A 17,473-nucleotide genomic window follows, 5' to 3' on the forward strand; every position below is an offset into this window, starting at 1 on the left:
CTCCACCGACGCCGAATAGTCCCTCGGACGATGCCGAGCCGAGCGCGAAGTCCCACCTCCCCGCCCTTTTCCCTTTCTTCGGCACCGTTTGGGGCGTTTGCCTGGATCATGGCTGGAAGTCGACTGTTCCGGTCTTACCGGGCGCGCCGCACTCCGGAGCGGTGAACCTGGGCTTCGCGGCGCCGGAGGCGGCTGCCGGGTCGAGGTCCGCTCCGGTCGGCAGAGCGGCGAGCAGAGGTGCGGGGACCGAGCCGATGTCCCCCTCCCCGTACCCGAGTGCCTCCAGGGCGCCCTTGGCCGGGACCCGGTACTTCACGCCGTTGTCCGCGACCAGATAGGTGGTTCCGGAGTGCGCGGCGCCGCTCGCGTGCAGGGCTCTGACCAGCGCGCCGTGCCCGGGGCGTACCACCGTGGCGTCCGTCCGGGCACAGGCCGCGACCAGCGGCTGAGCGGTTCCCTGCGACACCGCGACGGGGGCGAGCCCGGTCAGCGGGACCAGCACCGAACCGATCCGGGCGCCGCCGTTGCCGCCGTCCACCTGTGCGCAGAGGGCGGTGCCGCGCGGCGCGGACCGCGGGACGGGCGGCGTGCGGGGCAGCTCCGCGGTCGCGGAGCCGGCGGGTGCCTTCCCCTTGGCCCGGTGCGTACGCAGCGCGTCCGCGCCGACCGCCCGGGCCTCGGGCGAGCGCCCCTGGTAGGCGTCCTTCTGGGTGGCCGGGTCGCCCAGCACCAGGGCGGCCTCCAGCCGGGACAGCGGCACCAGGCCGTCCTTCCGCAGCAGGTGGTACGTGCTGCCGCCGCCGGGCACGCTGATCTCGAAGAGCTGGCCGATCCGGCTCGGTTCGCCGCCGAGCACCGGTCCCTGGCCTCCGCGCCCCGGCACCTCCGGCGGCTTCAGGGCCGGGCCGGGAGCGAGGGCGTCGAGGAACGCCGCCGAGACCGGCATCGCCCGCTCGGAGCCGTAACCGAGCGCGTTGCGGGCGTCGGAGTCCGGGTCCAGCGGGAGCCGGCTGCCCCGCCACACCAGGTACTGGGTGCGGTCCGGGCCCTCCACCAGGACCCCGCGGTCGGCGCCGACACCCCGGGATTTCAGCGGCGCCCCGACGACCACGGTGGTGGTCCCCGGCCGGTCCACACCGGCGGCCGCGACGGCGCCGGACGTGCTGGGCAGGGCGCCGTCCGGTCCGGTGACGCACATGTGCCAGGCGCCGGCGTCGAGCCCGCCCGGGCCGGGCAGGGTGTCCGGGGCTCCGGGGATGCCGGCCGGGGCTCCGACGGGGACGTCCCGCAGCGAGGCGGTGGAGACGTCCACGGTCTTGAGGTCGGACCCGCCGATCAGCCGCGCCGAGGCGTAGTTGCGCACCGGGTGCAGTACGCCGTCGGTGCCGGTCCACAGGTAGCGGGCGCCGGTCTCACGGTTGACCACCAGGTGCTCGCCCTTGCGCCAGGTGTCGTTCCCGCCGGGCCGCAGCAGCCCGTAGACGGTGGCGCCCGCTCCGATCAGGACGGTCACCAGCAGGCCGAAGACGACGCCCCGGGTGGTGCGGCCCAGTGGGCTCTCCGGGGCGTCCGGGTCGGCCGTCAGCAGGCCCGAGCTGAGCCTGCCCATCATGAAGCCGTGGGCCTGGACCTGGTCGCGCTTGGACTGCACAGCCTCTCCTCAACTCGTTTCTGGTGGTCCGGCTTACGGGGTGGCTCAGCCGAACAGGCCGCGCAGCCAGCCGAAGAGACCCGCCACCCACAGCGTGAGCGGGAGCAGCGCGACGGCCAGGCCGGTGTGCGCCAGTTCCGCCGCCCGGCCCCAGTACGGCAGCATCCGTCGACCGGGCACCGTCCAGGAGGCGGTCACGAGGGCGGCCGCCGCGGCGAGCAGCACCCCGAAGACGACCACGCGTCCGTCCCCGTCGCTGTCCACCGCCCAGGCCCGGGCGAGCAGCAGCAGCCCCCAGATGCCGGGCACCGCCAGGGTGAGGCGCTGGCCGATGTGGATCAGCCCACGGGAGTGCAGGAGCAGCAGCAGGGTCAGCGCGAGGGCGGTGAGCGTTTCCGGGAGGTCCGGGCGCTGGGCGAGGACCGTGAGCGCGGCGGCAACGATGGTGCCGGTGGCGGCGAAGAGCGCGGTGACCCAGCGCCCGGCGAGTTCGGTGCGCTCGGCGACCTCGTCACCCGCGTACGGGTCGATGCCTTCCTGGAGTTGTCCGGCGGTGGACGGCAGCGCGGGCATCCGCATGCCGGCCAGCTTGAAGGCGAAGGGTGCCACGGCCCCGGCGGCGAGCGCGACGACCGTCGCCACCAGCGCCACCGCCGCCGCCGTGTCCAGGCCCGTGTATCCCATCAGGGTCCCGGAGACAGCGGTCGCCACGGCGACCACGGCGGTGGCCAGCAGGGCGGGGGCGCCGACCGCGGTGGCGGCGAGCGCGAGGACCGCGCCGCCCGCCGCCGCGGCGCCCGCCGCCAGCAGCCGCGCGCCCGCGACCCGTGCCGCGTCGGGGCCGGAGAGGTCGCCGCCGGGCAGCACCCAGCCGACCAGCGCGAAGCACGGGGCGACCAGCAGGGCGAGCACGGTCGCGGAGAGCCGGTCGCCGACCGCCCGGCTGGCGGAGCCGGCGCCGGCGAGGAGCAGCAGCCCGGTCACGGCCGCGAGGACCGCCCGGGTGGTGGCGGAGCCGGTCACTCCCGGCCGGAACACCAGCAGGAGGGCGGCCACCACGGTCGCCGCGGCGGTGCCGATCAGCAGGCCGCGTGCCGCGCCGGCGTGCCAGGTGTGCAGGCGGCGGCCCACTGTCTCGGCTATCCCGTCGACCAGGTCGTCGAGCCGTGCCTCGGGAAGCGCCTCGGTGTGCGGGCGCAGGTGGAGCACGGTTCCGTCGGCGAGCCCGGCGCGGGCCAGGGTCGTCTCCTCGTCGAGCGGAGCGTCACCGAGCCGCTGGAGCACCCAGCCTGCGTGGTCGAGCCCGGCCTCCTCGGCCTCCTCCCCGACGTACCGCAGCAGGGTGGGCAGCAGATCGGCGACCGGTACGTCGGCGGGCACGGCCAGATCGATGGTGACGCTCGGCGCACGTACGGTCAGGCGGCATGATTCGGCCACGGCACTGTCGGTCATCAGTAGAACTCTCGTCTTCCGTGCAGGCTTTGACAGAGGACTTCCCCGGGAGAGGGAATGTGCGAACAGTACGGATAGGTCCGCGTGGCTGTGAACCGGGGGGCTGGGCCAGGAAATTTCGCCCCCGCACCGAGCGACCGCCCCTCCCGCGTGGACAGTTCGCGTTCCGTGAATGCAGACTACTGCCTGCGGCCACCGGTCGTGCTGCGGGCCGGATCCTCGAATCCGGTATGTGGTTGGTCATCACGGAAGTTGGCCGCTCCGCGCTCCCCCGCTCGAAACATTCACCCGGTGTTCATCGGGGCGCGTACCGCCCGGAGAATCCGCCTGGTGCGGTCTTTCCCCTGCCGGTGCGCCGGTATTCGGCGGGTCGGAAAGTCAGTGAACCGGAGGTTCTGTTCCTTGAGTGTCGTGCTGTTTCGCCGCCCGGCCCGCAGGCGTGGGCCGGAGATGCCCGATGGGCAATTGACCCTCCAGGAGCCGCCCGTCCTCGCCGAGACGGTGCCCGACACCTCGGCGGTGTGGACCTACCTGCCGATGGCGCTGATGTCGGTGTCGATGATGCTGATGTTCCTGCGTCCCGGCGGTGGCAACGGCGTCTTCATGTACCTGGCGATGGGCGTCATGGCGCTCTCCGCCGGCGCCATGCTGCTGGGGCAGTTGATGCGGCGCTCCAGCGAGCGCAAGCAGCGGCTGAAGGGCGAACGCCGCGACTACCTGCGCTACCTGGCCCAGACCCGCAGGCGGGTGCGGACCACCATCGCGGAGCAGCAGCGGGCGCTCGCCTGGCGTCACCCGGAGCCGGCCTCGCTCCGCTCCCTGGCCCGCACCTCCCGGCTGTGGGAGCGCCGCCCGGCCGACGAGGACTTCGGCGAGGTCCGCATCGCGGTCGGTGAACAGCAGCTGGCCCTCACCCTGAACCCCGTCTCCACCCGGCCGGTGGAGGATCTCGAACCCCTCTGCGCGCACGCCCTGCGCCGTTTCGTCCGCGCCTACTCCACCGTCCCGGAGCAGCCGCTGGGGCTCTACCTGCGCTCCTCGGCCAGGATCCTGCTGCGCCCGGAGGAGGCGCCGGACGAGGGGGCCGCGCAGACTCCGGAGGGGAGCGGCGAGGAGCCGGAGGGTCCCGACGCCGTACGTGCGCTGGTGCGGGCCGTGCTGGGGCAGCTCGCGGTGTTCCACGCGCCCGAGGAGCTGTGGGTCGCCCTCTGCGTCAGCGACGAGCGGCGGCCCGACTGGGAGTGGGTCAAGTGGCTGCCGCACGTGCTGGACCCGCACGAGGAGGACGGCGCGGGCCAGGCCCGCCGCATCACCGCCGACGTCACCGAGCTGGACGACCTGCTCGGCCCCGAGTTCGCCGAGCGTCCCGCATTCGACCCGGACGCCCGCCTCGGCCGTGACGAGCCGTACACGGTCGTCGTGCTCGACGGCGTCACCGTCCCGGAAGGTCACCGCTGGGAGGGTCACGGCTACCGCAACGCCCTGATCCTCGACGTGTCCGGGGCGCTGCGCTGGCGGCCCGGCCGCAACACCCTGCGGCTGACCGTCGGGCCGGACCGGGTGAGTCTGGTGCGCACCGACCGCAGCCGCAAGGAGCGCTCGGTGCCGCTGGGCGTGCCCGACCGGCTCGGCCCGCTCGGCGCGGAGTCGCTGGCCAGGATCCTCACCCCGCGCCGGATGGGCCTCGGCACCGACATCGCGCAGCCGCTGGACACCGACGTCGAGCTGACCACCCTGCTCGGCATCCCCGACCTGCACCGGCACGACCCGCAGACCCTGTTCGACCGGCACTCCGGCTCCGGCCGGCTGCGGGTGCCGGTCGCGGTCGGCGTGGACGGCCGCCCGGTCGAGCTCGACATCAAGGAGTCCGCGCAGGGCGGCATGGGCCCGCACGGCATGCTCATCGGCGCGACCGGCTCCGGCAAGAGCGAGCTCCTGCGCACCCTCGTCCTCGGCCTCGCCCTGACCAACTCCTCCGAGACGCTCAACTTCGTGCTGGTCGACTTCAAGGGCGGGGCCACCTTCCTCGGCCTGGAGGAACTCCCGCACACCTCCGCCGTCATCACCAACCTCGCGGACGAGGTCGCCCTGGTGGAACGCATGCAGGACGCCCTGCACGGCGAACTGATCCGCCGTCAGGAACTCCTGCGCTCGGCGGGCAACTACACCTCTGCCCTGGAGTACGAGCGGGCCCGGGCCGGCGGGGCGGACCTGGCGCCGCTGCCCAGCCTGTTCGTGGTGGTCGACGAGTTCAGCGAACTGCTGTCCACGCACCGGGAGTTCATGGAGCTGTTCGTGATGATCGGCCGTCTCGGCCGCTCGCTGGGCGTGCACCTGCTGCTCGCCTCCCAGCGCCTGGACGAGGGGCGCATGCACCAGCTGGAGAGCCACCTCTCGTACCGCATCGGGCTGCGCACCTTCTCCGCGATGGAGAGCCGCGGTGTGCTCGGTGTCCCGGACGCCTACGAGCTCCCCGCCGCGCCCGGAAGCGGCTATCTGAAGTCGGGGGTGGAGGCCCTGACCCGGTTCCGCGCCGCGTACTCCTCGGGGACGTACCGGCGTCGGACGGGGGCGGTGGTGCAGGCCCGGGTGGCCAGTCAGGTCGTTCCGTGGACCAGCGGCTGGGTGGTGCCCCGCACCTTGGAGACCCCGCCCGGGCCGGAGCCCGAAGCGGAGGAGGCGGAGGAGGCGGAGGCCCTGCTGGACGTGGCCCTCGACCGGCTGCGCGGCTCGGGGCCGGCCGCCCACCAGGTGTGGCTGCCGCCGCTGGACGAGCCGTCCTCGCTGGACTCACTGCTGCCCGGCATCGCGCCGGACGAGAGGCGCGGTCTGATCGCCGCCGGCCGGCCCGGCGCCGGGCGGCTGCGGGTCCCGGTCGGACTCGTCGACAAGCCCTTCGAGCAGCGCCGCGACCCGCTGATCGTGGACCTCTCCGGAGCGGGCGGCCATGTCGCGGTGGCGGGCGGTTCGCAGAGCGGAAAGTCCACCCTCGCCCGCACGCTCATCGCCGCCCTGGCACTGACCCATACGCCTGCCGAAGTCCAGTTCTACTGTCTGGACTTCGGCGGCGGCGGACTCTCCCAGCTGGCCGCCCTCCCGCACGTGGGCGGAGTCGCGGCGCGGCTCAACCCGGAGCGGGTGCACCGGGCGGTGGCCGAGGTGATGACGCTCCTGGCCCGCCGCGAGCAGTTCTTCGTGGACCACACGCTCGACTCCATGCAGTCCTACCGTCGTCGCCGGGCCGCCGGGGAGTTCCCCGACGAGCCGTTCGGCGATGTGTTCATGGTGGTCGACGGCTGGTCCACGGTCCGTCAGGACTACGACGACCTGATCCCGAAGTTCAACGAACTCGCCGCCCGGGGACTCAACTACGGCATCCACCTGATCATCACCACCACCCGCTGGGTGGAGCTGTCCGCCCAGGTGCGCGACCAGGCCGGGACCCGTCTGGAGCTGCGGATGGGTGATCCGATGGACTCCGAGATCGACACCCGCAAGGCCCGTTCGGTGCCGCGCACCGGCGGACGGGGCATCACCGCCGACAGCAAGATGCACTTCCTCGCGGGCCTGCCCCGCCTGGACGGCAGCGGCTCCCTGGAGGACCTGGGCGACGGCGTCGCCCACCTGGTCGGTGAGATCTCACGGCACTGGCAGGGCCCTCCCGCCCCCCAGGTCCGGATGCTCCCGCACCGCCTCCCGCTCACCGATCTGCCCGCCCCCGAGGCCACGGAGGGCGGCGGCATGCGCCTGGCACTCGGCCTCGACCAGGACGCCCTGGAACCGGTCTGGCACGACTTCAGCCGCACCCCGCACCTGATCGCGGTCGGCGACACCGAGAGCGGCAAGACCAACCTGCTGCGCCTGGTCACCCGGGGCATCACCGCCCGCTACTCCCCGGAGGAGGCGAAGATCATCGCGGTGGACTACCGCCGCACCCTGGTGGACGCCATCCCCGAGGAGTACCGCATCGGTCACGTGATCTCCCTCGACAACCTCAACGAGACCATCGAGGGCGCGGCCCGCGCGATGAAGACCCGCGTCCCGGGCGCGGACATCGCCCCGGCCCGGATGCGCCGGTGCGACTGGTGGACCGGACCGCGTCTGTTCATCCTGGTCGACGACTACGACATGGTCTCCGGGAACTCCTTCCAGAGCCCCTTCGAGCCGCTCTTCGAGAGTCTGACGCTCGGCTACGAGATGGGCCTGCACCTGGTCGTCGCCCGTAGCGCCATGGGCGCGGGCCGCGGTCTCAGCGACGGCCTCATCCGCCGCCTCGACGAGGCCAACAACCCCGCCGTGCTGCTCTCCTGCCCGCCCACGGAGGGCCGCCTCTTCGGCAACGCGAAGCCGCTCAACCTCCCGCCGGGCCGAGCCCTGCACATCGCCCGCCGCAAGCCGCGGCTGATGCAGACGGCGCTGGTGGAGGAGGGCTGAGCGTACGGATGCGGGGGCGCCCTCCGGTCGGGGGCGCCCCCACGCGTCACCCCTTGCGCGGTGCGCCCGCTTCCGCAGGGCGCCAGCCCCGGGCACGGGCCCGGGAGAAGGCGAAACCGGCCCAGAGGACGGCGAGCACACCGGCCGAGCCCAGGAGGACGAAGAGGGTGGCCCTGCCCGTGGTGCGGTCGGTGCCGGAGGTGTCGCGTACGGCCACGGGCTCGGCGGCACGCTCCGCGCCGGCGGCCGGTGCGACCGTGTCTCCGAGGACCGTGGTGACGGCGGCGTAGGCGTCCAGCTGGGGCAGGTCGGCCGGGTACGCGGTGGCGGTCAGCCGACGGGCCACCGCGTCGGCCGATGCGTCGGGGTGGGTGGCGCGGACGGCCGCGGCGGCCCCGGCGGTGTACGCGGTGGCCACCGCCACGCCGCCGCCGAGGTAGTGGCCCTCGCCGCGCGGTCCGCCGGAGACCACCCCGGCGCCGGGAGCGGCCAGGTCGACGGTGCCGGTGGGAAGGGCGCTGTCCGGGCGGGTGCCGGCGGGCAGCATGTCGGCGACCGAGAGGACGCCGGGTTCGCCGGCGGGCCAGTAGGTGCGGGAGGGGATCTCGTCGGCGGAGCCCCGCGACGGCGGGTCCGGGGTGGCCGCGGCGAGCACCACCGCTCCCGCCCGGCGGGCGTCGGCGACCGCCCGGGTCAGTGCCTTGTCCCGGCGCGGCAGGGCGACCGCCACCGCGATCACTCCGACCCGGGCCGCGGTCGCCTCACGCACCGCCGCCGCGACGAGGCCAGGGGTCGGACGCCCCCGCCGGTCGGTGCCGCGCAGGGCCAGGATCTTCGCGCCCGGGGCGACGCCGGCCAGCCTCGGGGTGCTCCCCCCGGTCCCGGCGATCAGGCCGGCCAGGAACGTACCGTGTCCGACGCAGTCGTCGGCGGCGGCCCCCTCGGCGGTGACCCGGCCGTCGAGCCCGACCGCGTCGGGGTCGACCCCGGTGCCGATCAGGGCGACGGTGACGCCCGCCCCCGTGGAGTGCCGGTGCAGGCGGTCCAGGTCGAGGCGCTGACGCGACCAGTCCTGCTTCTTCGCCCGCTCCTCGGATGCGGGGGTGCAGACCGTCTCCTCGGCCCGCGGGTCGAGCGCGGAGGGCATGCCGGGCAGCTCCTGGCCCTTCTTCCCGTCGGCCGAGGGAAGGGCCATCGGTGTACGGGCGAGGGGCATGGCCTGGGCGGGTACGGCCGCGGGCAGCATCAGGGCGGCAGCGAGCCCGGCGCCGTACAGCAGGGCGGGCCTCATCGGGGGACCACCTTCGGTGCCGCGGCCGTGACGTCCGCCGGGAGAAGGACGCGCAGGTCTTCCAGGGTGGGCGCGGCCAGCGAACTGAGCCTGCCCGCCTGGCGGGTGACCATCGACTCGACGACCTGGCGGGCCAGGCGGGCGTTGCCGAAGGAGCGGTCGCGGGGCACCGCGTCGAAGCACTCCTTGAGCAGGGGGCCGGTGCCGGGCCCGCACTCGTACCCCATGTTCGCGGCCTGGGCGCGCACGATGGTGACCAGTTCCTCGGAGGAGTAGTCGGCGAAGGAGATCCGACGCGGGAAGCGGGAGGAGAGACCCGGGTTGGAGGCGAGGAAGCGTTCCATCTCGTCGGTGTAGCCCGCGACGATGACGACGACCTCGTCGCGGTGGTCCTCCATCAGTTTCAGCAGGGTGTCCACCGCTTCCTGACCGAAGTCGGCACCCCCGCCGCGCGGGGTGAGGGTGTACGCCTCGTCGATGAACAGCACACCGCCGCGCGCGCGTTCGAAGGCCTCTCGGGTCAACTGGGCGGTGTGGCCGATGTAGCGGCCGACGAGGTCGGCGCGGGCCGCCTCGATCAACTGGCCGCGTTCCAGGACGCCGAGCTGGGTCAGCACCTCCCCGTAGAGCCGGGCGACGGTGGTCTTGCCGGTGCCGGGCGGACCGGTGAAGACCAGGTGGTTGCTGAGCGAGGGGACGGGCAGCCCGGCGGCGGCCCGGTGCCGGGCGGTGGTGATGAGGTTGACCAGGTCCGCGACCTCGCGCTTCACCTCGGCAAGGCCGATCATGTCACCGAGGCGGGTGAGCGGGTCGTCGGCCGGTGCGGCGGTCTCCGCGGCGGACGCGGCGGCGGTGGCGGAGACGTCGTCGGGCAGCAGCAGCCGCAGATCGTGCTCGCCGACCTGGGGCTGCGCGGAGAGCCGGACCGCCTGCCGGTCCACCATCTCCTCGAACACTCCGCGTGCGGCACGGCCGTTGCCGAACCCGGCGTCCCGGGGCATCGCGCCGAAGTGCGCGGCCAGCGCCTCGGCGGTTCCCTCGCCGAGCTCGTACTGGTGCTGGGCGCACATGCTCTCCATGATCGCGACCAGGTCGGGGACCGAGTAGTTCTCGAACTCGACGGTCCGTGAGAAGCGGGACGCCAGGCCCGGGTTGGAGCCGAGGAAGGAGTCCATCTCGCGGGAGTAGCCGGCCGCGACCACCACCACGTCGTCGCGGTGGTCCTCCATGAGTTTCAGCAGGGTGTCCACGGCCTCGCGTCCGAAGTCGGCGCCACCATTGCCGCTGTCCGAGGTGAGGGTGTACGCCTCATCGATGAAGAGCACGCCTCCCAGAGCCCGTTGGAAGGTCTCGGAGGTCTTGATGGCGGTGCCGCCGACGACCTGGGCGACCAGGTCGGCCCGTGCGACCTCCACCAGGTGCCCGCTGCGCAGCGAACCCAGCTCGGCCAGGATCGCCCCGTAGAGGCGGGCGACCGTGGTCTTGCCGGTGCCGGGCGGGCCGGCGAAGACCAGGTGTCTGCTCATCGGCGGTGCGGGCATGCCGAGTTGTTCGCGGCGCTGGGCAAGCTGGGTGAGGTTGACCAGGGTGCCCACCTGCTGCTTGACGTTCTCCAGGCCGATGAGCGCGTTGAGAGCGCCGAGCGGGCCGTCCGGGCGGTCCGGCGGGGGTGCGTCGGCCGCGCCGGAACCCGCCGGGTCGGTGTTCTCGGCGCTGCCGCTGCCCCAGGCGTCCCGCTTGCCGTTGCCGACGCTGTTCAGGCCCTCCACGGCGAGCCGTTCGCCGGGGGCGGTCTGCACCAGGCCGCCGCCCTCGTTCTCCCGGGCGGCGCAGTTGACGAGCGAGACGGGGGAAGTGGACTCCACCCGGAAGCCGTCCTGCGCACCGCCGTTCGCCTCGCAGCCGCTGAGCGAGGCGAGCGCGCCCTCACGGAGCAGGAAGCCGTGGCCCTTGGGTGCGTGCACCGAGGTGCGGTTGGCGGTCAGCTCGCCGCCGGCGGCGACGACCACACCCTCCTCACCGGATATCTCGACGCGGAAGTCGCGGACGGTGACGTTGCCGCCGTCCTCCACGACCAGGCCACAGGTGGCCGTGTCGGAGACCCCGCCGCCGGCCAGGTAGAGCGTGGAGCCGGAAGCCACCCGGACACCGGCGCCCCTCGGCCGGACGATCTCGCAGTCCTCGACGCGGCCCCGGGCGTCCCGGGTGGCCACGATGCCGTCGCCGGCGGGCTCCACCAGCCGAGCCCGGCGCAACAGCGGGTTGGCGCCGCCGAGCACGGCGACGGCGGGCGAGGAGCCGATCACCTCCAGACGGTCCAGCTCGGGTGCCGAGTCCTCCTCCAGGAGCAGCCCGGCCCCCTCGCAGTCGCGGACGGTCAGGCCGGTCAGCGCCGGGGAGGACGCCCCGGCGACGCGCAGCGCCGCCCCCTGCGCGCCGTCCACCCAGCAGTCCTCGAAGGTGCCGCACGCCCGGTCGGTGACGACCACGCCGTGGCCGCGCACGCGCGAGACGCGGCAGCGGCGCAGTACGGGGTCGGCGCCCTGGGCCAGGGCGATCCCGTTGCCGGAGGCGCCGGTCACGCGGACGTCCTCCAGGGTGGTGCGGCCCGCGCTGCTCAGGTGCACGCCGGTGCTGGTGTCGTGCACCACGGTCCGGACGACCGAGACGGCGGAGTCTCCCTCCAGGGCGATGGAGGGCTTGTCGGTGGAGGAGATGTCGCAGTCCTCGACGGTGCCACGGGTCTCGCCGTTGGCGAGCAGGCCGTTGCCGCGGGCGCCCCGTACCGTGCAGTCGCGGACGCGCGCCTCGCCCTGTTCTGCGAGGACGATACCGCTGGTCCCGAGGTGTTCGAGCGTGCAGGACTCGACGGTGGTGGGGGTGGTGGAGGTGATCACGATGCCCGCGCCCTGCGGGTTGCTCACCCGGCAGTCGCGCAGCGCGAGGGAGCCGGTCCCGCCGGCCAGCATCGCGGTCCAGGCGGCGCCGACGATCTCACACCCGTCGAAAGCGGCCTGACCGCGCCGCACGTCCACGGCGGGCAGCTCGGCGTCGCCGCCGCGCAGGGTGAGTTCGGAGAACATGACGGCGTCGGCGCGCAGGGCGATGACGCTGCCCGTGCGCGGCCGGATCTCCACCGTGCCCCGTCCCTCGGCCGCGGTGAGGGTGACCCGGGTGTGGATCACCAGGTTCTCCGCGTACGTTCCGGGCCGGACGCTGATGAGCGCACCGGTACGGGCGGCGGCGAGCGCCTCACCGATCGTGGAAAAGCGGTCCGCGGGGCCGACCGACAGTACCTGGCGCGACACGCACCAACCTCCTTGCTACGGCGGCGTCCTCGACGGACGCCCCTCTGCGCCGGGGACGCGGGTCGGCGTTCCGGCGGTGCCATCATGCCTGCCCCGGCGCACGAGGCGCGCGGGAGCCCCGGCACCCGTGCGGTCAGGTCAGACGCTCCACTTCTGGTTGTCGAGACCCGTGCAGGTCCACAGGATCAGGTAGGTCTCCGGGCCCCTGTTCCGGCTGTGGTCCGGGATGTCGACGCACTTGCCGACGGCGGTGTTGACCAGATCGTGAGCGGCGTTGAGGGCGAACTTCTGGGCGTCCGCCCCGTTGCACCAGGCGATCTGGATGGGCGTGCCGTCGTTGAAGTTCGCGTTGGCGACGTCCAGGCACTTGTCCTTGACCCGAATCGTGCCGTCGGAGGCGAACCGCCACTTCTGGGCGTCGGCGCCGTTGCAGTCCCACATGAACAAGGGCCGGCCGTCGTTGAAGTTGTGGCCGGGGACGTCGATGCAGCGGCCGGAGAGGTGGCTGCGGAAGGAGACGGGCCCGCTGAGGGTCACCGCGGGGGCGGCCTCGGCAGGCCGGCTCTTCGCGCCGTCGGCCTTCTCCGGCCGCGCCTGTGGGCTGTCTGCCTTCTCCGGCGGGTCCTCGGGGGCGTCGTCCGCCTTCTCCTTCGCCCCGTCCTCGTCCCCGCCCGATGCGGGGGCGGGCAGGGAAGACTGCCGCACGGGCCCGGCGGGCTTCGCCTGCTTTCCCTGCTTTCCCGCGTCGCCCCTGTCGTCGGCCGGGGGGCTGGTCCCGGGCGCGGTGACGGCGAACTCTCCCGGCGCCTCCTGGCCGCTGCCGTCCAGCACGGTCCCGGCCGCCGCCGTCGACGGCTGCTCGGGCCCCTCGTCGTCATTCCCGGCCGGCACGAGGAAGGGCACGGACACGAGGAGCGCGCCCGCGACCGCGGCCCCGGCCAGCACGGCCCTGCCCGGCCGCCCGACAGGCCCGGCCTGCGGCTGCGGCCGGTCGATGGCGGTGGCGGTCATGGTCCGTACGAGGGAGGGGAGCCGGCTCTGCGCGGCGGCGGAGGCACTGAGGCCGGGGGCGGGGCCGGTGGCGGTGGCTCCGGACCCGCCATCGGTCGTTCCGGCCCTGGGTCCGGGGACCGTGGCCCCCGGGTCGGTGACGGTGGTGTCCGCGGCCCCGGGGTTCTCCCGCTCTGCGGACGTCTCGCTCTCCGGGGCCTTCGGACCGGGCGCTACGGGCTCATCGGGCACAGCGGGAGCCGCAGGCCCCTCGGGTCCGGGGGCGGCGGCGTTCGCGACAGTCCCCTCGCTCTCGCCGCCGGGCTCCACCCGAGCGCCCTGGGAGGCGGGGGTCTGCTGGGACGAACGCGTCACGGGGTCCTCCCTGTGGTTGGGGGGCGGGGGTCGGCCGAGCTGTGGCCGTCCGGCCCGCTCACGGGTCCGAGAAGGCTGTCGGCCGGGACGAGCAGCGGAGCCGCGGCCCCGGCGTTGACCATCAACAGGACGTCGGTAGCCCTCAACGACCTGGCCAACTCCCTGGCGCGAAGGCTGTCATGGTGAAGTGCCGGGGACATGAATTCATGAGTGGGCGAGGTGAACAACAACATCACCGGGGACCCGTCCCGCCCGGCCGCCGTGAGCGGACCGCCGTCCGGCCCGCGCACGACGGTGATCTCCGCCTCCGCGAGGGCCTCCAGCGCCGCGTCCACCGAGCCGTACCCGGTAGCGGCACGCTGGGCTGCCGCGTCCACCGGATCAGTGGGCTCCGGCCACCCGAGAACCCGGGCCGAGGGCCGGTACGCCGGGTTGGCGCGGTACTCCCCGACGCCCCCGTCCTCGTCCGACCGCCACTCCCCCAGCACAGCCCACTGGGGCGGCGTCCGCTCCTCGGCCCACTCCGGGTCGACGATCCCGACCCAGTGCCCCGGCGCCCGCCGGGCTGCGTCCTTCACGGCATCGGGCACCACGGAGGCGTCGACCACCTCGGCCGAGCCGGTCGCTCCAGGGGCACCGGAAACGCCGAACGGAACATCCTGTCCACCCACTTGCCGCTCTCCGGGCCGTATCTCCACCTGAACTCTTTACTCCGTACGCGTTCTTGAGCGCCGAAGGGCATGCGCTCGCCGCCGAAAGCGATCAGATCGGGGAGCCATCAGGATGTCACAGGAGCACCGCCCACGGGACTCGGCCGGAGGTCCGTTTCGGGCTCCCACATGCCCGTTTGCTGCCCGGGCCGAGAACTTTCCGGGACCAGTGAGGCGTGGGAGGACAAAGCGCCGAGGAAGTTCGGGGCTCGATCACACCGCCGCCCTCATCACCGGCTACCTTGGGCGCGCCACCGAGGAGGAATCACCGCATGTCCCCCGAGCACCCCACCCCCGGCGCCACCACCGCGGCAGCCACCGCCCGCGCGGAGGAGTCCAGCTCCCCGCCCCCCACCACACCTGCGGCACCGACGCATACCCCTGCCCCCGCCACCGGGGCGGAGCCCGCCACGACGCCGGCCGGAGAGCAGGCCGCCGCGTCCGAGCCCTCGGCCACGGCGAAACCGGCCGAGGAGCCGGAAGCACCCGAGGCCCGCGCCGAGGGACACGGAGTGGCAGCCGCCATCGGCACGACGCCGGAGACCCGGACCGTCACGGCTGTCGACAGGGGACGCCCCCGCACACCGGTCCTGGCGGGTGCCGCGTTCATCGGGGCCGCCCTGGTCGCGATACCCGTGCTGTTGATGGGCAGCGCGAACGACGACGAGCCCCGTGACACCGCCACAACCCCGGTCGCGGGGAGCGCCGACACGGTCCTCAACCCCGCCTCGGCCCCGGCCGCCCTGGACGACTACGTGGCGGCGAAGCCCACCCCGTCCCCGACGGAACGGGCGAAGGCCGCCCCGGCGAAGACCGCGGCCGCACCCGTGGCACCCGCACCCATGCCGAAGTCCGGCACGAGCGCCCCCGCCGAAAAGCCGAAAGCCTCACCGAAGCCGAAGCCGAAAGCGAAGCCGACGCCGAAGCCGAAGGTTGCCCCGAAGCCGAACTGGGGCTCCCAGACGGTCTCCGCGACCAGCTCCATCGGGGTCGGCCAGTCCTGGGCCACCAACCGCATCCGCATGACGATGCAGCCGGACGGCAACCTCGTCGTCTACAACGAGCAGAACAAACCGATCTGGGCCGCCATGACTTTCGGCGAGAACCACCGGGCCATCTTCCAGCCCGACGGCAACCTGGTCATCCACAACGGCGACGACCGAGCCATCTGGGCCTCCAAGACGCACGACTTCGGCGGCGCCCGGATGGTCCTGAGGCCCGACGCCAAGGTGGTCATCGTGCACAACGGCAGGGTGGTCTGGTCGACCTGACCGGCGCGGCGTACATCGGAACCCGGCGGACCGCAGACGACCGGACGGGCCGCGGAGCTGCCCTACCCGAGAAAGCTCAGCCGCACCTGACGCTCCGGGTTGTCCCGGTTCGTGTCCACCAAACTCCGTTAAGGCAACCCCGAGGATAGCCCTCGCCTGTCGGCTTCGGCGATAGAAGCCATGGGCGGCGCGCGCAGGGGCGGGTGGCCTCGTTGCCCTCGTCAGCCCCCTCACCTCCACTGAGGAGCGCATCGCCGCGCGACGAGAGACCCGGGACGTGCGCCGCGAAGACCGGAAGCGGAGCAGGAACTGCTGCGTCAGGAGTTCGCCCCGATCGGAGAACCCACACGGCGCAGGCAAAGGCCGAGGTCGCAGAGCGACCTCGGCCTCGGCGGGAACCGACGGGGTACCGCGGAACCCGGTTCGTCCTGCCGAGTGCAGGTCGTACCGGTCGACGTCGAGACAGTGTCAGACCCACCGGCCATGATGAGCACCATGCCGACCACGATGCAGAGCTACGCCCTCACCTGTACCGATGCAGCTGGGAAACATCGAGCGTCTTCCGTCGCCTACGACAAGGGCAGTGCCAACGGCCGCAAGGACGGCCTCGAAGCTGCCGGTGCCACCGACGTCACCATCGTGCTCATCCGCCCGGGAGAACTCCCTCGGCCCTGATTCCGGGCAGTCGCGAAGCCTCCAGTGGAAAGCCTGGAGGAGCGGCAGGCCCTGTCCGCAGCGGGGGGCGCGGGCAGGGCCTGAGAAGGAAGACAACAGCTGGCTGACGCAGTGGGCGCGAATCGAGCCCTCACGCCTGGAGCGGACACCGTGGCAGGGTGACCGTCAGCGGGAACACAGATGCAGATTGGCTGCGCCGACCTCACCGGGTCCACGGCGCCCGGGTCAGCTTGGATACGAGCCGGTCTCGGACGCCTGGATCTCACCGGCATCGAGTGTGCCGCGGCTCCCCCTGGGGGACCGTGGTTCGACCGAGGGGAATCAGCCGCAACCGCCCTTCTGCAGCGAGCTGAACTTGTCGTTTTGTGAGGGGAACCGGTCGGGCAGGTTCGTCTGAGCGCCAGGGTAGACGGTGAAGCAGCCTGAGCCGTAGTTGTAACCGTCGTACAGGGCCCACTGGTCCCCGCTGCGGTTCCAGTACGAGGAGGTCCGGTTGTCCATGGACTGGCCTCGCAGGTCCGGCGACCCGGAGCGGAACCAGGCGATCGTCCCGGTTCCGTTGACCCCGTCGAAGATGCAGAAGGAACCGCTGGGGCAGCGGTCCCACCCGGCTGCCGGGACGGCCGATGCTGGCTGCGCCGAAGTCGTGCCAAGAGCGAGGACGAGGGCGGCTGCGGAACCGAGCGTCGCAAGCTTCACGTGCATTGCGTTTCCTCCGATAGGCGATGTCCGGTAGGACATCGGGGCGGTGTGCGGGTCTGAGGGTGTTACGGCCTGCAGTTCTCGCCTCCGGCGTATTTGGAGCTGCTGATGAACCAGGTCGGGCCCAGGGTGTAGGTGGAGTAGGCCGCCACACACTGGTAACTCTTGCTGGCGCCCAGCGCCCAGGTCTCGATCAGGTGACTGAAGTTTCCGCAGTTCCTCCACACCGCCCGACCACCGTAGTTGTCGTTGTAGCCACAGTTCGGCTCGGCGGCTGCCGTGGGCCGTTCCGCCGCTTGTACTGATGCAGGCATCAGCACGAGGCTGGACAGAGCCAGTCCCAGCGCCGCAGCGGTGACCGGTAGTTTCCGGAGCATCGCATGTTTCCTTTCCGGTTCCGTCCTGACCCTCCGGTTGAGGGGCAGGCGGCTGTCACCGTGGCACCGCCTGGATGGCTGTCGCCATCGTTTCAGGTAGTGCTGAAAGGATGGCCCCGCCTGCGGGGATCACGTATGGCGTCGTGCGAGGGCAGATCGGCCGCCGCGTCGATGCCGGGGGCACCGGGAAGACTGGAGAGGTCGGAGGCGGCAGTGCGAAGGGGGCGGGGGCCGTGA

At 73.0% G+C, this 17,473-nt stretch carries 11 protein-coding genes; 3 read left to right on the forward strand and 8 right to left on the reverse strand.

Going from position 1 to position 17,473, the window contains the following annotated elements; translation table 11 throughout:
• Window positions 1–106: 106 nt before the first annotated feature.
• Together eccB and eccD are read right to left on the reverse strand one after the other, a co-directional pair.
• Complete coding sequence (gene eccB / locus PSQ21_RS02660) at window positions 107–1,651, reverse strand: type VII secretion protein EccB (protein WP_274028779.1); 1,545 nt, start codon at window positions 1,649–1,651, stop codon at window positions 107–109.
• A gap of 45 nt (window positions 1,652–1,696) precedes the next feature.
• Window positions 1,697–3,103, reverse strand: a complete 1,407-nt coding sequence (gene eccD / locus PSQ21_RS02665) for a type VII secretion integral membrane protein EccD (RefSeq protein ID WP_274028780.1) — start codon at window positions 3,101–3,103, stop codon at window positions 1,697–1,699.
• Window positions 3,104–3,553: 450 nt separating this feature from the next.
• On the opposite strand from eccD, the gene eccCa reads away from it, so the two are divergent.
• The gene (gene eccCa / locus PSQ21_RS02670; RefSeq protein WP_274028781.1) at window positions 3,554–7,537 is read left to right on the forward strand and encodes a type VII secretion protein EccCa; all 3,984 of its coding nucleotides are present in this window, start codon (window positions 3,554–3,556) and stop codon (window positions 7,535–7,537) included.
• Between the two features lie 46 nt (window positions 7,538–7,583).
• On the opposite strand, the gene PSQ21_RS02675 is transcribed toward eccCa, so the two are convergent.
• The 4 genes from PSQ21_RS02675 to PSQ21_RS02690 all read right to left on the reverse strand — a co-directional run bounded on the left by PSQ21_RS02675 (window position 7,584) and on the right by PSQ21_RS02690 (window position 14,172).
• On the reverse strand, window positions 7,584–8,828 hold the full coding sequence (locus tag PSQ21_RS02675; protein ID WP_274028782.1) for a S8 family serine peptidase: 1,245 nt from the start codon (window positions 8,826–8,828) through the stop codon (window positions 7,584–7,586).
• The gene (locus PSQ21_RS02680; RefSeq protein ID WP_274028783.1) at window positions 8,825–12,136 is read right to left on the reverse strand and encodes a right-handed parallel beta-helix repeat-containing protein; all 3,312 of its coding nucleotides are present in this window, start codon (window positions 12,134–12,136) and stop codon (window positions 8,825–8,827) included. Before PSQ21_RS02680 ends, PSQ21_RS02675 begins: the two co-directional genes overlap by 4 nt.
• Window positions 12,137–12,274: 138 nt before the next feature.
• Window positions 12,275–13,501: an RICIN domain-containing protein gene (locus PSQ21_RS02685; RefSeq protein ID WP_274028784.1), complete on the reverse strand. Its 1,227-nt coding sequence runs from the start codon at window positions 13,499–13,501 to the stop codon at window positions 12,275–12,277.
• Window positions 13,498–14,172, reverse strand: a complete 675-nt coding sequence (locus tag PSQ21_RS02690; RefSeq protein ID WP_443334369.1) for a type VII secretion system-associated protein — start codon at window positions 14,170–14,172, stop codon at window positions 13,498–13,500. The genes PSQ21_RS02685 and PSQ21_RS02690 overlap by 4 nt, the downstream gene beginning before the upstream one ends.
• Window positions 14,173–14,483: 311 nt before the next feature.
• Between PSQ21_RS02690 and PSQ21_RS02695 the strand changes: the two genes are divergently transcribed.
• The gene (locus tag PSQ21_RS02695) at window positions 14,484–15,482 is read left to right on the forward strand and encodes a mannose-binding protein (protein WP_274028785.1); all 999 of its coding nucleotides are present in this window, start codon (window positions 14,484–14,486) and stop codon (window positions 15,480–15,482) included.
• A gap of 483 nt (window positions 15,483–15,965) precedes the next feature.
• Window positions 15,966–16,157, forward strand: a complete 192-nt coding sequence (locus PSQ21_RS02700; protein WP_274028786.1) for a hypothetical protein — start codon at window positions 15,966–15,968, stop codon at window positions 16,155–16,157.
• 321 nt (window positions 16,158–16,478) lie between these two features.
• Here PSQ21_RS02700 and PSQ21_RS02705 read toward each other — a convergent pair whose 3' ends face one another.
• Together PSQ21_RS02705 and PSQ21_RS02710 are read right to left on the reverse strand one after the other, a co-directional pair.
• Complete coding sequence (locus PSQ21_RS02705; protein WP_274028787.1) at window positions 16,479–16,862, reverse strand: peptidase inhibitor family I36 protein; 384 nt, start codon at window positions 16,860–16,862, stop codon at window positions 16,479–16,481.
• A 62-nt stretch (window positions 16,863–16,924) separates the two neighbouring features.
• A complete protein-coding gene (locus PSQ21_RS02710; RefSeq protein WP_274028788.1) occupies window positions 16,925–17,173 on the reverse strand; it encodes a hypothetical protein in 249 nt (82 codons plus the stop codon).
• Between the last annotated feature and the right edge of the window lie 300 nt (window positions 17,174–17,473).

Origin of the sequence: Streptomyces sp. MMBL 11-1, from assembly GCF_028622875.1 — a bacterium.
In the GTDB taxonomy this organism is placed as follows: domain Bacteria; phylum Actinomycetota; class Actinomycetes; order Streptomycetales; family Streptomycetaceae; genus Streptomyces.

Coding starts and splice junctions, on each gene's coding strand:
- PSQ21_RS02705 (WP_274028787.1), bottom strand. CDS start 16,862: ATGCACGTGAAGCTTGCGACGCTCGGTTCCGCAGCCGCCCTCGTCCTC.
- PSQ21_RS02675 (WP_274028782.1), bottom strand. CDS start 8,828: ATGAGGCCCGCCCTGCTGTACGGCGCCGGGCTCGCTGCCGCCCTGATG.
- eccD (WP_274028780.1), bottom strand. CDS start 3,103: ATGACCGACAGTGCCGTGGCCGAATCATGCCGCCTGACCGTACGTGCG.
- PSQ21_RS02700 (WP_274028786.1), top strand. CDS start 15,966: ATGATGAGCACCATGCCGACCACGATGCAGAGCTACGCCCTCACCTGT.
- PSQ21_RS02710 (WP_274028788.1), bottom strand. CDS start 17,173: ATGCCTGCATCAGTACAAGCGGCGGAACGGCCCACGGCAGCCGCCGAG.
- eccCa (WP_274028781.1), top strand. CDS start 3,554: ATGCCCGATGGGCAATTGACCCTCCAGGAGCCGCCCGTCCTCGCCGAG.
- PSQ21_RS02695 (WP_274028785.1), top strand. CDS start 14,484: ATGTCCCCCGAGCACCCCACCCCCGGCGCCACCACCGCGGCAGCCACC.